Annotated in this window: 14 protein-coding genes and 1 pseudogene; 12 read left to right on the plus strand and 3 right to left on the minus strand. The window is 56.4% G+C overall.

Going from position 1 to position 13,853, the window contains the following annotated elements:
• Positions 1-4: 4 nt before the first annotated feature.
• The gene (locus DAI21_RS16665) at positions 5-520 is read right to left on the minus strand and encodes a phospholipase D family protein (RefSeq protein WP_107703685.1); all 516 of its coding nucleotides are present in this window, start codon (positions 518-520) and stop codon (positions 5-7) included.
• 40 nt (positions 521-560) lie between these two features.
• On the opposite strand from DAI21_RS16665, the gene DAI21_RS22980 reads away from it, so the two are divergent.
• Both DAI21_RS22980 and DAI21_RS16670 read left to right on the plus strand, forming a co-directional pair.
• On the plus strand, positions 561-722 hold the full coding sequence (locus tag DAI21_RS22980) for a hypothetical protein (RefSeq protein ID WP_159075423.1): 162 nt from the start codon (positions 561-563) through the stop codon (positions 720-722).
• A 70-nt stretch (positions 723-792) separates the two neighbouring features.
• Positions 793-1,944, plus strand: coding sequence for a serine hydrolase domain-containing protein (locus DAI21_RS16670; protein WP_370447034.1), 1,152 nt, complete (start codon positions 793-795; stop codon positions 1,942-1,944).
• Here DAI21_RS16670 and DAI21_RS16675 read toward each other — a convergent pair.
• Positions 1,908-2,935 (minus strand): annotated as a pseudogene (locus DAI21_RS16675) (Mal regulon transcriptional regulator MalI). The gene DAI21_RS16670 and the pseudogene DAI21_RS16675 sit on opposite strands and share 37 nt — an antisense overlap.
• A 178-nt stretch (positions 2,936-3,113) precedes the next feature.
• Here DAI21_RS16675 and malX point away from each other — a divergent pair.
• The 3 genes from malX (at position 3,114) to add (ending at position 7,024) form a co-directional block, all read left to right on the plus strand.
• Positions 3,114-4,706 carry a maltose/glucose-specific PTS transporter subunit IIBC gene (malX, locus tag DAI21_RS16680; RefSeq protein WP_100780375.1) on the plus strand — a complete coding sequence of 531 codons (1,593 nt, stop codon included), beginning with the start codon at positions 3,114-3,116 and terminating at the stop codon, positions 4,704-4,706.
• A 50-nt stretch (positions 4,707-4,756) separates the two neighbouring features.
• On the plus strand, positions 4,757-5,929 hold the full coding sequence (locus tag DAI21_RS16685) for a MalY/PatB family protein (RefSeq protein WP_102103578.1): 1,173 nt from the start codon (positions 4,757-4,759) through the stop codon (positions 5,927-5,929).
• Positions 5,930-6,025: 96 nt separating this feature from the next.
• Positions 6,026-7,024, plus strand: coding sequence for an adenosine deaminase (gene add / locus DAI21_RS16690; protein WP_102103577.1), 999 nt, complete (start codon positions 6,026-6,028; stop codon positions 7,022-7,024).
• A gap of 36 nt (positions 7,025-7,060) precedes the next feature.
• Here add and DAI21_RS16695 read toward each other — a convergent pair whose 3' ends face one another.
• A complete protein-coding gene (locus tag DAI21_RS16695; RefSeq protein WP_107703687.1) occupies positions 7,061-8,101 on the minus strand; it encodes an oxidoreductase in 1,041 nt (346 codons plus the stop codon).
• A 245-nt stretch (positions 8,102-8,346) separates the two neighbouring features.
• On the opposite strand from DAI21_RS16695, the gene blr reads away from it, so the two are divergent.
• The 7 genes from blr (at position 8,347) to rsxD (ending at position 13,848) form a co-directional block, all read left to right on the plus strand.
• The gene (blr, locus tag DAI21_RS16700) at positions 8,347-8,472 is read left to right on the plus strand and encodes a division septum protein Blr (RefSeq protein ID WP_181827939.1); all 126 of its coding nucleotides are present in this window, start codon (positions 8,347-8,349) and stop codon (positions 8,470-8,472) included.
• Positions 8,473-8,700: 228 nt separating this feature from the next.
• A complete protein-coding gene (ydgT, locus tag DAI21_RS16705; RefSeq protein ID WP_064325909.1) occupies positions 8,701-8,916 on the plus strand; it encodes a transcription modulator YdgT in 216 nt (71 codons plus the stop codon).
• 86 nt (positions 8,917-9,002) lie between these two features.
• On the plus strand, positions 9,003-9,443 hold the full coding sequence (locus DAI21_RS16710; RefSeq protein ID WP_100780380.1) for a DUF2569 domain-containing protein: 441 nt from the start codon (positions 9,003-9,005) through the stop codon (positions 9,441-9,443).
• Between the two features lie 76 nt (positions 9,444-9,519).
• Positions 9,520-10,101 (plus strand): electron transport complex subunit RsxA, encoded by a 582-nt coding sequence (gene rsxA, locus DAI21_RS16715; protein WP_100780381.1) that lies wholly within the window; start codon positions 9,520-9,522, stop codon positions 10,099-10,101.
• The gene (rsxB, locus tag DAI21_RS16720) at positions 10,101-10,676 is read left to right on the plus strand and encodes an electron transport complex subunit RsxB (RefSeq protein ID WP_107703688.1); all 576 of its coding nucleotides are present in this window, start codon (positions 10,101-10,103) and stop codon (positions 10,674-10,676) included. Before rsxA ends, rsxB begins: the two co-directional genes overlap by 1 nt.
• Positions 10,669-12,795, plus strand: a complete 2,127-nt coding sequence (gene rsxC / locus DAI21_RS16725) for an electron transport complex subunit RsxC (RefSeq protein WP_107703689.1) — start codon at positions 10,669-10,671, stop codon at positions 12,793-12,795. Before rsxB ends, rsxC begins: the two co-directional genes overlap by 8 nt.
• Positions 12,796-13,848: an electron transport complex subunit RsxD gene (gene rsxD, locus DAI21_RS16730; protein WP_107703690.1), complete on the plus strand. Its 1,053-nt coding sequence runs from the start codon at positions 12,796-12,798 to the stop codon at positions 13,846-13,848. It abuts the gene before it with no gap.
• Positions 13,849-13,853 lie beyond the last annotated feature (5 nt).

The raw sequence follows: 13,853 nt of genomic DNA on the forward strand, positions 1-13,853 counted from the left end.
AGTTTTACACAGAGAAATCCACCCCTTGCTGCCAGCGGTTTTCCCAGTGCGCAAGATACTCCGCCACCAGATCCGGGGCGTTGTGAATCACTATCACGTTTTCCGAATTCTTAGACTCCGCCGTTTTGGCAAAATTAAATGACCCGGTTTCGACCGTACTCCCGTCTACAATAATCACTTTATCGTGTTGAATACGGTAGTGATTGTCCGTTCTGAGCTTAACGCCGTTGTGTGCCACATAGCGCATCGCCTGCAGGCTTTTGCCGCTAACATTGCCGTTCTGATCAATCACGATTTGCACATCGACGCCGCGCTTCTGCGCCGCCACCAGCGCGTTCATGATATCCGGGGCGCTAAACGAAAAGGCCATCATGCGGATCGATTTTGTCGCGTTATTGATGGTTTTGAGCACCAGCTCCTGGGCGCCCCCTTCCGGTGAAAAACCGACTTCTATATTGCTGGCGGCAAAGGAGATGGCGGGAACAAAGGCTAAAGCGAGCAGGGTTTTACAGAGTTGCATGGCGGTAATCGTTTTACAGAACTTAACAGGAGCGCAGAATATGCCTCGTAAGGCGGGCAAGGCTCTTGATCTGGATCACCGCCTCCTGATGCCCTCTACCAAAAGCGTGAAAAACAGGCGCCTGCCGGGCCGCATTTTTGTATACTGCGCGCTCTATTTTTCCTGGACGGCGGCACAGTCAGCTTTTAAGAATGAACATTAAAACACCATTACTGCTTTTGTCCCTGTTGGTGTTAGCTGGCTGTGGAAACAGTACGTTATCGCAAATGGATATGCCGGAACAAAAGAGTACCCGCGTTGTGGTCGGATACTACGGTCGCGGGATCGACCCGATGATCCAGCAGTACATGCAAGAAAAAGAGGTGACCGGGATGATTGTCGCCATTATTCAGCATAACGGCCCCACCGAATTTCACAGCTACGGCGTAACCGACGCAAAAAACCAGTACCCCGTCACCCCGGATACCCTCTTTGCACTCGGCTCACTGAGCAAAGGTGTTACCGCCGAAGTCACGACCCTGCTGGTCAATGAGGGCAAACTCCACTGGACGGATACGCTCGCGACCTTACTGCCTGAAGGCACACCCTTGAGTGCTGACGCGCAAAACATCACCCTGTTGCAGCTGGTCACTCACACCTCTGGCTTACCGCGTCAGCCGATGGATCTGTTGACCCTCGAAAATCTTGTGCGCTATTTCAGTACCGGCGAGAACTTCTATTCAGAACTCGACAGCGATAACGTACTCAATTACCTGCGCGATTTCTCTGCGCCTGACTCACACGAACCGCAGTATTCAAACATCGGCTACGCCCTCCTCGGCTATATTCTGCAACGAAAGACCGGTGAATCGATCGAAGCCCTGGCCCAGCGGCTGATTTTTCAGCCACTCGATATGCAAAACTCCAGCTATACGCCGGAAATACTGGCGTCATATCCGAGGCGTGCGCTCGGCCACGCAGGGGATCAGCCTAAATTTATACGCCGTGGCGAACTGACGCCGGACTGGCATTTTCAGCACAACATGACCGCAGCGGCAAGCCTGTACAGTAGCGCCCGCGATCTGGCGGCCTACGCCCGGGCGCACATCAGCGCGACGCAGGATAAGGCGATCAACCAGGCTTTCAAGGACGTCACTCGTACTTACTATTATCGGCACAAAGAGGCCGCCAATATCGCGTGGGTGAGTGACGAGACGGACGGCCAGAAAATGACCTATCAGGTGGGGTATATTGGCGGGTACTCCAGTTACATTGGCTTTGATAAACAGAATCAAAATGCGGTGATTGTGCTGCAAAACAGTTTCAACTGGAGTAATTACATCGGCCAGACGATTTTGACTCATCTGGCGAAAAACCGCAAAACCGTGCGGCACGTTGATTCACATCGTTATTTCGTCGTTACCAGTCGCGCCGACACGATCTGATGCCCGGCCTGGACGTCTGATTTCTCAATTCGCTGCATCATGCGGTCTGCCAGGGTGTAACCCATCTCGCGCGCGGGCGTTGTCGCCCAGACAATAGGCAGATCGTCCAGCGCGTTTTCCCCGACATCCGCAAAAGCACCCAGCGCCACCTGCTGGTCGAAGAAGGTCTCTACGCCACCCTCGCCGCTCTGACGTCCGGCGCGGAGCAGGCCGAACCAGGCCCCCATGGCGATAATATCGTTGTAACAGATCACCGCGCTGATGGTGGGATTACTGCGCAGCAGCGCGCCCATCGCTTCGGCGGCTTTTTTCTGGCTCGATTCGCACTCAACCACCCATTCGCTGTGGAACGGCAGACCGTATTTGATCAGCGTCGAACAGTAACCGCCCACACGTTCGGCGCGCGTAAGGGACGAACTCTTGCCGCCCAGCCAGGCGATGCGCTGATGACCGCGACGAATCAGATGCTCGGTCAACATTTGTGCAGCCTGCATGTTATCGGGGCGCAGGGTATCGGCTTCATCGAGATAGCTGGCGCGTGAGGCAAACACCAGCGGAACGCCCTTCTGTGCCGCGCGCTCGCACAGCTCGCTCCCCACGCCAGACGCCCCGCGATAATCACGCCGTCCACGCCCTGCGTCAGCAGCATATCCAGCCGGGAGAGCAGTTGATCCGCTTCGCGCCCGCCGTGGAGTAAAAAGACCATCCGCCCCTGCGCTTCCAGCGCTTCTGTTAGCCCGGCGGTGAGTTCTGCATAAAACGGCGACGTCAGATCGCGCACGATCAAGCCAATCACGCCGCTTTGTCCGCCACGCAGAGACGCTGCCTGGCGATTACGCACAAACCCCAGTTGCTCAACCGCCTCGTTCACGCGCTGGCCCGTCGCGGGAGAAATGCGCCCTTTTCCGCTTAAGACTAGCGAAACGGTGCTGACCGATACCCCGGCCGCCAGCGCAACATCATTGATGGTGATCTTCTTCGCAACAGACATGTGAACGCGCAACTCCCTGATGTGCAGTCAGATAAAACGTTTTATCAATAGGTTCTATTTATACTGCTAATTAAAGCATGAGAATGTGATTCAGCGCGCACTAAAGTTTGGTAAAACGTTTTATCTTCTCGCCACAGTGAAACAGATAAAACCCTTTTAACCATCAAGGAGTCGTTTTATGACGGCGAAAGCAGCACAAAAAATATCGCTGTGGGAGTTTTTCCAGCAACTGGGTAAAACCTTTATGTTGCCGGTGGCTCTGCTCTCTTTTTGCGGGATCATGCTCGGGATCGGCAGCTCACTCAGCAGCCATGATGTCATTACCCTGATCCCCTTCCTCGGCAACCCGGTGCTGCAGGCAATCTTCATCTGGATGAGTAAAGTCGGCTCCTTTGCCTTTAGCTTCCTGCCCGTCATGTTCTGTATCGCTATCCCGCTGGGGCTGGCGCGCGAGAACAAAGGCGTGGCGGCGTTTGCCGGTTTTGTCGGCTACGCGGTGATGAACCTGGCGGTGAATTTCTGGCTGACCGCTAAAGGCATTCTGCCCACCACCGACGCGGCAGTGCTGAAAGCGAACAATATTCAGAGCGTGCTGGGTATTCAGTCGATCGACACCGGGATCCTCGGTGCGGTTATTGCCGGTGTGATTATCTGGATGCTGCACGAGCGCTTCCACAATATCCGTCTACCGGACGCCCTGGCCTTCTTCGGCGGTACCCGCTTTGTGCCGATTGTCACCCTGGTGGTCATGGGTCTGTTTGGTCTGGTGATCCCCCTGATCTGGCCGGTCTTCGCGATGGGGATTACGGCGATTGGCCGCATCATCAACAGCGCAGGCGATTTCGGCCCGATGATTTTCGGTACTGGTGAACGTCTGTTGCTGCCGTTCGGTTTACAGCACATTCTTGTCGCGCTGATTCGCTTTACCGAAGCAGGCGGCACGATGGACGTCTGCGGCCACGACGTGAGTGGCGCGCTGACTATCTTCCAGGCGCAGCTGAGCTGCCCGACCACCCACGGCTTCTCTGAAAGTGCGACCCGATTCCTGTCGCAGGGTAAAATGCCGGCCTTCCTGGGCGGCCTGCCGGGTGCGGCGCTGGCGATGTACCACTGCGCGCGTCCTGAAAACCGTCATAAAATTAAAGGCCTGCTGATCTCCGGCGTCATCGCCTGCGTGGTAGGCGGAACGACTGAGCCAATCGAGTTCCTGTTTCTGTTCGTTGCACCGGTGCTGTATCTCATCCACGCCGTGCTGACCGGCCTGGGCTTCACCGTGATGGCGGTGCTGGGTGTGACCATCGGTAACACCGACGGCAACGTGATTGACTTCGTGGTGTTCGGCATCCTGCACGGCCTGTCGACCAAGTGGTATCTGGTGCCGGTTGTGGCGGCTATCTGGTTTGCGGTTTACTACGGTATCTTCCGCTTCGCCATCACCCGCTTTAATCTGAAAACACCGGGCCGCGATACCGATACCGCCAGCAGCGTGGAACAAGCCGTTGTGGGTACCGTCGGTAAATCCGGCTACAACACGCCAGCGATTCTGGCGGCACTGGGCGGCGCGGATAACATCACGTCTCTCGATAACTGCATAACCCGCCTGCGTCTGTCGGTGAACGATATGTCGAAGGTGGACACCAACGCCCTGAAGGCCAACCGGGCCATCGGCGTGGTACAGTTAAATCAGCATAATTTGCAGGTGGTGATTGGGCCGCAGGTCCAGTCGGTTAAAGATGAGCTATCGACGCTGATGCGTACGGTAGAAGCCTGACACCTCACCCCCTTCTGGCGAAGGGGGTTTTTACTTTAAGGACGAGCGCTATGTTTGATTTTTCAACCGTCGTCGATCGCCACGGGACCTGGTGTACCCAATGGGATTACGTCGCCGACCGCTTCGGTGCTGACGATCTGCTGCCCTTTACCATTTCCGATATGGATTTTGCCACCGCACCGTGCATCATCGACGCACTCAATCAGCGTATCAGTCACGGCGTGTTTGGCTACAGCCGCTGGAAAAATGACGAATTTCTCGCCGCCGTTGCGCACTGGTTCCAGCAGCGTTTTCACAGCCAGATTGATACGAACACCCTGGTGTACGGTCCGTCGGTCATTTATATGGTTTCCGAGCTGATTCGCGTGTGGTCGAAACCCGGCGACGGCATTGTGGTGCATACCCCCGCCTACGATGCATTTTACAACGCCATCCAGGGCAACGATCGCAACGTCGTTCCGGTCGCAATGCAAAAAAACACAGCCGGCTGGGAGTGCGATATGGCCAGCCTGGAAGCCGCGCTGGCGAAACCGGAAAACACGATTTTATTGCTGTGCAGCCCGCAAAATCCGACCGGTAAAGTCTGGACGCGCGACGAGCTGAACACCATGGCCGAGCTGTGCGCGCGCTACGATGTGGCGGTGATCAGCGACGAAATCCACATGGATATGGTGTGGGGCGACCACCAGCATACGCCGTGGAACGAGGTGGCGCGCAGCAAATGGGCGCTGCTAACGTCAGGCTCCAAGAGCTTTAATATCCCGGCACTCACCGGGGCGTACGGGCTGATCGGCGACGATGAAAGTCGCGCAAGCTATCTTAACGCCCTAAAGGGCCGCGACGGGCTTTCATCTCCGTCCGTGCTGGCACTGACGGCACATATCGCCGCCTATCAGCAGGGCGAGCCGTGGCTGGATGCCCTGCGCGCCTATCTGGAGGCAAATTTGCGCTATGTGGCTGAGCAACTCAACGCTGCATTCCCGCAGCTGAACTGGCAGCCGCCGGAAGCGACCTATCTGGCATGGATTGATTTGAGCGCGCTCGGTATCGACGACAAAGCGCTGCAGAACGTACTCATTGAGCAGCAAAAAGTCGCGATCATGCCAGGTTACACCTACGGCGTGGAGGGTAACGGGTATGTACGCCTGAATGCCGGATGTCCACGCAGTAAACTGGAACAGGGCGTTGAGCGGCTGATTGCGGGGATTCATTCTCTGCTCTGACAGGTTGCGCAATGGAATATTCCATTGCGCAAATAGCTTTTTACCCGCAAATGTTTTTATAATGTGGCGCACTTTAACCAGAAAATGAGTGCGACCATGATTGATACCCGCCTTCCCCTTACCGATATTCACCGTCACCTTGATGGCAACATTCGTGCCCAAACCATTCTCGATCTTGGCCGCCAGTTTAATTTGTCCCTGCCCGCTCAAACTATTGAGACACTTATTCCCCACGTCCAGGTGACGGCGAACGAACCGGATCTGGTGAGTTTCCTTAGCAAACTGGACTGGGGCGTGAAAGTGCTGGCGTCGCTAGATGCCTGTCGTCGCGTGGCGTTCGAGAATATCGAAGATGCGGCGCGCAATGGCCTGCATTATGTCGAACTGCGTTTTTCCCCAGGCTATATGGCGATGACCCACAATCTGCCCGTCGACGGCGTGGTGGAAGCGGTTATCGCAGGCGTGCGCGAAGGCTGTAAGGCGTTTAACGTACAGGCGAATCTGATTGGCATTATGAGCCGTACCTTCGGTGAAGCGGCCTGTCTGCAGGAGCTGGAAGCGCTGCTGGCTCATCGCGATCAAATCACCGCCGTCGATCTGGCGGGTGATGAACTTGGCTTCCCCGGCAGCCTGTTCCTCTCTCATTTCAACCGTGCGCGCGACGCGGGCTGGCATGTTACCGTTCATGCGGGCGAAGCGGCCGGTCCGGAAAGCATCTGGCAGGCAATTCGTGAGTTGGGTGCCGAGCGTATCGGCCACGGCGTGAAAGCCGTTGAAGACCGGGCGCTGATGGATTTCCTGGTCGAGCAGCGCATCGGCATCGAATCCTGTCTGACGTCTAACATTCAGACCAGCACCGTTGCGTCACTGGCGCAGCATCCGCTGAAGACGTTCCTCGCGCACGGCGTGCTGGCAACGCTGAACACCGACGATCCGGCAGTTCAAGGTGTCGATATTATTCATGAATATAATGTTGCCGCGCCGCAGGCGGGACTGAGCCGCGAAGAGATTCGTCAGGCGCAGATCAACGGCCTGGAAATTGCGTTCTTGAGCGCGGCTGAAAAACAGGCCCTGCGCGATAAAGTCGCAGGCTAAGAAGTAAAAGGCCGGCAAATTTGCCGGCCTTTTTTATTACGCCAGACAGAGCGTCGAGCGGTGTTTCGCTGATTCGATGCCCAGCTCAATCAGTTCCATAATCTGAATCGCCTGGCTCGCCGGAACCGGGTTTTCACCCGTGCCATTCAGGGCATCGCGGATCGCCGCATAATAGGCCGGATAGTTCCCCGGCAGGGTCAGCCAGGTTTCCTGCACCTGTTCTTCCCCTTCGACACGCGTTAACACGCCGTCACGCATATCGTAACCCCAGTCTTCCTGCGGCAGGCGTTCGCCGTTTTTCAGACGGTCTTCCTGCGGGTCCAGACCAAACTTAACGTAGCTCCCGCGCGTACCGTGCACGATATAGCGCGCAGATTCGGCCGCCGCCAGCATGGTGCCGTGCAGAACCACACGACGCTGCGGATAGGTTAAAATCGCGTGGAAATAGTCCGTGGCCTGTGCGCCCGGGCGCAGCTGCGCCAGATCGACCGTCACGCTGACCGGCAGACCAAACAGATTCACCGCCTGATCCAGCAGATGCGGGGCCAGATCGTACCAGATACCGCTGCCCGGACCGGCCTGCTCGCGCCAGCGGTTACGTACCTGTGGGCGGAAACGATCGAAATGGGATTCGAAGTACGCCACTTCACCCAGCGTCCCTTCGTTCATCAGCGCCTTAAGTGTGAGGAAATCACTGTCCCAGCGACGGTTGTGGAACACCGACAGCAGACGTCCCAGACTCTTTGCCAGCGCGTCCAGCTCGCGTGCCTGAGACAGCGTCACGGTAAAGGGCTTATCCACCACCACATGCTTACCCGCTTCCAGCGCCGCTTTTGCCAGCGGGAAGTGGGTGTCGTTTGGCGTGGGGATCACGATTAAATCGATATTCGGATCGTTAAACAGGTGCTTAGGTTCAGACACTACCGGAACCGAAGGCCAGTCAGCATGCACTTTCGACGCATCGCTGCTTGAAACCGCCGCCAGCTCCATTCCAGGCGTACCGGCAATTAGCGGTGCGTGAAACGTCTTGCTCGCATAACCATAACCAATTAATCCGACGCGGATTTTGTCACTCATGTCGTTGCCTCTCGTCTTGTCTTTCACTCATTTCACACTATCAACAAGCCTGTCACAACCGTTTTGTAATGGATTACAAAAAGTAAAACAGCACGACTGACCAGCGGTCTTTGTTACAATTATATAACCTGCTGAATTCATACAGAGAAACCGTTCCCAAAGGACTTGCGATAGCGGAAATCGCGCTGTAACATTCTCAATCTGTATTTATGGATAAATCACAAACAAGAATCATGACGTCAATTATCAATCGAATCGTTGAATTAGCAGGATGGGTTGTCCTGGGTGTTTCCGTCATTTTACTCGGCGTTGCCAGCCATATTGATAACTACCAGCCACCAGAACCGGTTGCGGCGTCTCAGACCAAATAAGTTCTGCTGGCAAAAGAGTGACATATCCTGTCAGTTGCCGGTTGCCAGCCACGGTCATCAGAGTTAACCTTCTTCTGCAGGCGTCGTCCGACGCCTGAAACTTTCAAAGAAAACTCCTAATTTAGTCTTAACCCTTAAGTGGGTTGTTTACGTCTTTATTTATCCGTTTATTATTCGAGCGAATTACCCTACTGATAAAATTTACTTTTAAAAATGGAAGCTTATTAAATGACAGTTCAGGATTATTTATTAAAATTTCGCAAGATCAGTTCTCTCGAGAGCCTGGAAAAACTGTTTGATCATTTGAACTACACGCTGACCGATAATCAGGACATCATCAATATGTACCGCGCTGCCGATCATCGTCGCGCAGAGCTGGTTTCCGGCGGTCGTTTGTTCAATATCGGCGAAGTCCCTAAATCAGTTTGGCGCTACGTGCTGTAAGACGGTAGCCATCGGCGCGAAATGTTATATACTCACGCCCCGGTAAATTTGCCGGGTATCATTTCGTGCAGACTGAGGGAGATAACATGACCGCATCGCCTGGAGAAAAAATCGGAGGCTGGTTACTCGCCCCGCTCGCCTGGTTACTGGTGGCTTTGTTAAGCGCATCGCTTGCGCTGCTGCTGTATACAACGGCTCTCGTGACGCCGTATGCGCTTAAGAATCTGACCTCCCAGAGCACAATGAATATCGCGCTGTGGTTTATCTCCTTCGGTTTTGCCATTGCCATGTGGTATTACACACTTTGGCTGACCATTGCGTTCTTTAAACGCCGTCAGAAAGTGCCTAAGCACTATATTATCTGGCTGCTGATCTCCGTGCTGTTGGCGATCAAGGCCTTTGCCTTTTCACCGGTTTCAGACTTACTGGCTGTGCGCCAGCTGCTGTTCCCGCTGCTGGCCGCTGCGCTCTTCGCGCCCTACTTCAGGCGTTCCGCCCGGGTCAAAAAGACCTTCGTGAACCCGTAATAACCCTACAGTTATCCTGTTGTCGCCCGTTGTGGTTTATCCGATAATAGGCGGCTTTTTTATTTCAGGCTAAATAATGACCGATTACTTACTGCTCTTTGTCGGAACTGTGCTGGTGAATAACTTCGTGCTGGTGAAGTTCCTTGGCCTGTGCCCGTTCATGGGGGTTTCCAAAAAGCTGGAAACCGCAATGGGCATGGGACTGGCAACCACCTTCGTGATGACACTGGCCTCTATTTGCGCCTGGTGGATTGATACCTGGATATTGATCCCCCTCGGCCTAATCTATCTGCGCACGCTGGCGTTTATTCTCGTGATTGCCTTTGTGGTGCAGTTTACGGAAATGGTGGTGCGCAAAACCAGCCCGGCGCTCTATCGCCTGCTCGGCATTTTCCTGCCGCTGATTACCACCAACTGCGCCGTGCTCGGCGTGGCGCTGCTCAACATCAACCTTGGGCATAATTTCCTGCAATCGGCCCTGTACGGTTTCTCCGCGGCGGTCGGTTTCTCGCTGGTCATGGTGCTGTTTGCCTCTATTCGTGAACGCATGGCCGCTGCCGATATTCCGGCGCCTTTTCGCGGTAACGCCATTGCACTGGTCACCGCGGGTTTGATGTCTCTGGCCTTTATGGGCTTCAGTGGTCTGGTGAAGTTGTAATGAATGCTATCTGGATTGCCATCGCCGCCATCAGCGTGCTGGGGCTGTTTTTTGGCATTATTCTGGGTTACGCCTCGCGCCGTTTTGCGGTTGAAGGCGATCCTGTCGTCGAAAAAATCGATGACCTTCTGCCGCAAAGCCAGTGTGGGCAATGCGGCTATCCTGGCTGCCGTCCCTATGCTGAGGCGGTAGGCAACGGTGAAAAGATTAACCGTTGTGCGCCGGGTGGAGAAGCCGTGATGTTAAAAATCGCGGCGCTGCTTAACGTCGATCCGCAGCCCGTGGATGGCAACGAGAGCGCGCAAGAGCCTGCGCGCGTGCTGGCGGTCATCGACGAAGAAAACTGCATCGGCTGCACTAAGTGTATTCAGGCCTGCCCGGTGGACGCCATTGTTGGCGCAACCCGCGCGATGCACACCGTGATGGCGGATCTCTGTACGGGCTGCAATCTTTGTGTGGCCCCCTGCCCGACGCAATGCATCGAGCTGCGTCCGGTCGAAACGACTCCCGACAGCTGGAAGTGGGATCTTCAAACCATTCCGGTTCGTATAATTCCTGTGGAACACCATGTTTAAGTTATTTTCTGCGTTCAGAAAAGAGAAGATTTGGGATTTCGACGGCGGGATTCATCCGCCAGAGATGAAAACCCAGTCCAGCGGCACGCCGCTGCGCCAGATCCCGTTAGCAAACCGGTTCGTCATGCCGCTGAAACAGCACATCGGTGCGGAAGGCGAGCTGTGCGTGAAAGTCGGTGACAACGTATTACGCGGTCAGCAGCTGACCTTTGGACGCGGGCGTATGCTCCCGGTCCACGCACCGACCTCCGGGAAAGTGGTGGCGATTGCCCCCCACACGGTTCCCCACCCTTCGGCACTGGCCGAATTAAGCGTCATGATCGAGCCGGACGGTGAAGACCGCTGGATCGACCGCGACGGCTGGAGTGATTATCGCGCCCAGAGCCGCGAAGCCCTGATCGAGCGCATCCACCAGTTCGGCGTGGCCGGTCTTGGCGGCGCAGGCTTCCCGACCGGCACCAAGCTGCGCGGTGGTGGCGATAAAATTCAGACCCTGATTATCAACGCCGCAGAGTGCGAGCCTTACATCACCGCTGATGACCGCCTGATGCAGGACTGCGCCGCGCAGGTCGTCGAAGGGATTCGCATCCTCGCCCATATTTTACAGCCGCGCGAAGTGCTGATCGGCATTGAAGATAACAAACCGCAGGCGATCTCCATGCTGCGTGCGGTGCTGGCGGGCAGCCATGACATTGGCCTGCGCGTTATTCCCACTAAATACCCGTCCGGCGGCGCAAAACAGCTGACGCAAATTCTGACCGGGAAACAGGTTCCGCACGGCGGCCGCTCTTCTGACATTGGCGTGCTGATGCAAAACGTCGGTACGGCTTACGCGGTGAAACGCGCGGTGATCGACGGGGAACCGTTGACCGAACGCGTAGTGACGCTGACAGGCGAGTCCGTTTCGCAGCCGGGTAACGTCTGGGCGCGGCTGGGTACGCCAGTGCGTCATTTGCTGGAGCAGGCCGGCTTCTGTCCGGGCAGCGATCAAATGGTCATCATGGGCGGGCCGCTGATGGGCTTTACCCTGCCCTGGCTGGACGTTCCGGTCGTCAAGATCACCAACTGTCTGCTGGCCCCTTCCGCAAGCGAGATGGGCGAAGAGCAGGAAGAAAAAGGCTGTATCCGCTGTAGCGCCTGCGCCGACGCTTGTCCGGCCGATCTGCTGCCGCAGCAGTTGTACTGGTTCAGCAAAGGCCAGCTGCACGATAAAGCCACAGCCCACAATCTGGCCGACTGCATTGAGTGCGGGGCCTGCGCCTGGGTCTGCCCAAGCAGCATTCCGCTGGTGCAGTATTTCCGTCAGGAAAAGGCCGAGATCTACGCCATTTCGCTGGAAGACAAACGTGCCGCCGAAGCCAAAGCCCGCTTTGAAGCGCGTCAGGCGCGTCTTGAGCGTGAGAAACTGGCGCGTCAGGAACGTCATAAAAAGGCTGCCGTTCAGCCAGCCGAAAAAGATCAGGATGCCATTAACGCCGCGCTGGCGCGGGTGCGTGAGAAGAAAGCCTCTGCCGCACAGCCGGTGATCATTCCGGCCGGTGAAAAACCAGACAACAGCGAAGCCATCGCCGCGCGTGAAGCGCGCAAAGCGCAGGCCCGCGCCCGTCAGGCAGAAAAAGCCCAGGACGCACAGCCGAACGCTGAGAGCGATCCGCGTAAAGCAGCGGTTGAAGCGGCCATTGCCCGCGCCAAAGCGCGCAAAGCGCGCAAAGCGGAGCAACAGGAAAAGAGCGTCGAGCAGGAACCGCCTGTCGATCCGCGCAAAGCCGCCGTTGAGGCCGCCATTGCTCGTGCGAAAGCGCGTAAAGCGGAACAACAGGAAAAGAGCGTCGAGCAGGAACCGCCTGTCGATCCGCGCAAAGCCGCCGTTGAGGCCGCCATTGCTCGCGCCAAAGCGCGTAAAGCGGAGCAACAGGAAAAGAGCGTCGAGCAGGAAACCCCTGTCGATCCGCGCAAAGCGGCCGTTGAAGCCGCCATTGCTCGCGCCAAAGCGCGTAAAGCGGCCCAGCAGGACCCCGAACCCGCCGCCAATGACGACCCACGCAAAGCCGCAGTCGCCGCCGCGATTGCACGCGTTCAGGCTAAGAAAGCCGCACAGCAGGCAGTAAACGAGGATTAAATGGTTTTCAGAATCGCAAGTTCCCCTTACACCCATAACCAGCGCCAGACGTCGCGCATTATGATGCTGGTTTGCCTGGCGGCCTTACCGGGCATTGCCGTGCAGCTCTGGTTTTTTGGCTGGGGGACGCTGTTTCAGATTGTCCTCGGCTGCGTCAGTGCGCTGGCCGCCGAAGCGCTGGTGCTTAAGCTTCGAAAAATGCCTGTTCCCCGCATTCTCGCCGATAACTCAGCCCTGCTCACCGGTCTGTTACTGGCGATCAGTATTCCGCCGTTTTCACCCTGGTGGATGGTGGTGCTGGGCACCGTTTTCGCGGTTATTATTGCCAAACAGCTGTACGGCGGCCTGGGGCATAACCCGTTTAACCCGGCGATGATCGGCTATGTGGTCTTGCTGATCTCCTTCCCGGTGCAGATGACCAGCTGGCTGCCGCCGCACGAGATTGCCGCGACGGTACCGGGATTTATGGATGCGCTTCAGGTGATCTTTACCGGCCACACGGCAACGGGTGGCGACATGACCACCCTGCGCATGGGCGTGGATGGTATCAGCCAGGCGACGCCGCTCGACACCTTTAAAACCTCTTTGCATGCCGGTCACAGCGTTGAGCAGATCATGGCGTACCCAATCTACAGCGGCGTGCTGGCGGGCGCTGGCTGGCAGTGGGTTAATATCGCCTATCTGTTGGGCGGCGTGTTCCTGCTGTGGAAGAAGACGATTCGCTGGCACATTCCGGTCAGCTTTCTGGTGACGCTGACGATCTGCGCCACGCTCGGCTGGATGTTCTCGTCCGAGCCGCTGCCAAGCCCGCAGATGCATCTGCTCTCCGGCGCAACCATGCTGGGTGCCTTCTTTATTCTGACCGACCCGGTGACCGCATCGACCACCAACCGTGGACGCCTGATTTTTGGCGCGCTGGCGGGGCTGCTGGTCTGGCTGATCCGCAGTTTTGGCGGCTATCCGGATGGCGTGGCGTTCGCCGTACTGCTGGCCAATATCACGGTGCCGCTCATCGACTACTACACGCGTCCTCGCGTGTATGGCCACCGCTAAGGGAT

The organism is Lelliottia sp. WB101 (genome assembly GCF_003051885.1).
Lineage (GTDB): Bacteria > Pseudomonadota > Gammaproteobacteria > Enterobacterales > Enterobacteriaceae > Enterobacter > Enterobacter nimipressuralis.

What these genes read in the sequence shown, in the direction of transcription:
- DAI21_RS16665 (WP_107703685.1), bottom strand. Translation starts at nt 520, where the DNA reads ATGCAACTCTGTAAAACCCTGCTCGCTTTAGCCTTTGTTCCCGCCATC.
- DAI21_RS22980 (WP_159075423.1), top strand. Translation starts at nt 561, where the DNA reads ATGCCTCGTAAGGCGGGCAAGGCTCTTGATCTGGATCACCGCCTCCTG.
- DAI21_RS16670 (WP_370447034.1), top strand. Translation starts at nt 793, where the DNA reads ATGCCGGAACAAAAGAGTACCCGCGTTGTGGTCGGATACTACGGTCGC.
- malX (WP_100780375.1), top strand. Translation starts at nt 3,114, where the DNA reads ATGACGGCGAAAGCAGCACAAAAAATATCGCTGTGGGAGTTTTTCCAG.
- DAI21_RS16685 (WP_102103578.1), top strand. Translation starts at nt 4,757, where the DNA reads ATGTTTGATTTTTCAACCGTCGTCGATCGCCACGGGACCTGGTGTACC.
- add (WP_102103577.1), top strand. Translation starts at nt 6,026, where the DNA reads ATGATTGATACCCGCCTTCCCCTTACCGATATTCACCGTCACCTTGAT.
- DAI21_RS16695 (WP_107703687.1), bottom strand. Translation starts at nt 8,101, where the DNA reads ATGAGTGACAAAATCCGCGTCGGATTAATTGGTTATGGTTATGCGAGC.
- ydgT (WP_064325909.1), top strand. Translation starts at nt 8,701, where the DNA reads ATGACAGTTCAGGATTATTTATTAAAATTTCGCAAGATCAGTTCTCTC.
- DAI21_RS16710 (WP_100780380.1), top strand. Translation starts at nt 9,003, where the DNA reads ATGACCGCATCGCCTGGAGAAAAAATCGGAGGCTGGTTACTCGCCCCG.
- rsxA (WP_100780381.1), top strand. Translation starts at nt 9,520, where the DNA reads ATGACCGATTACTTACTGCTCTTTGTCGGAACTGTGCTGGTGAATAAC.
- rsxB (WP_107703688.1), top strand. Translation starts at nt 10,101, where the DNA reads ATGAATGCTATCTGGATTGCCATCGCCGCCATCAGCGTGCTGGGGCTG.
- rsxC (WP_107703689.1), top strand. Translation starts at nt 10,669, where the DNA reads ATGTTTAAGTTATTTTCTGCGTTCAGAAAAGAGAAGATTTGGGATTTC.
- rsxD (WP_107703690.1), top strand. Translation starts at nt 12,796, where the DNA reads ATGGTTTTCAGAATCGCAAGTTCCCCTTACACCCATAACCAGCGCCAG.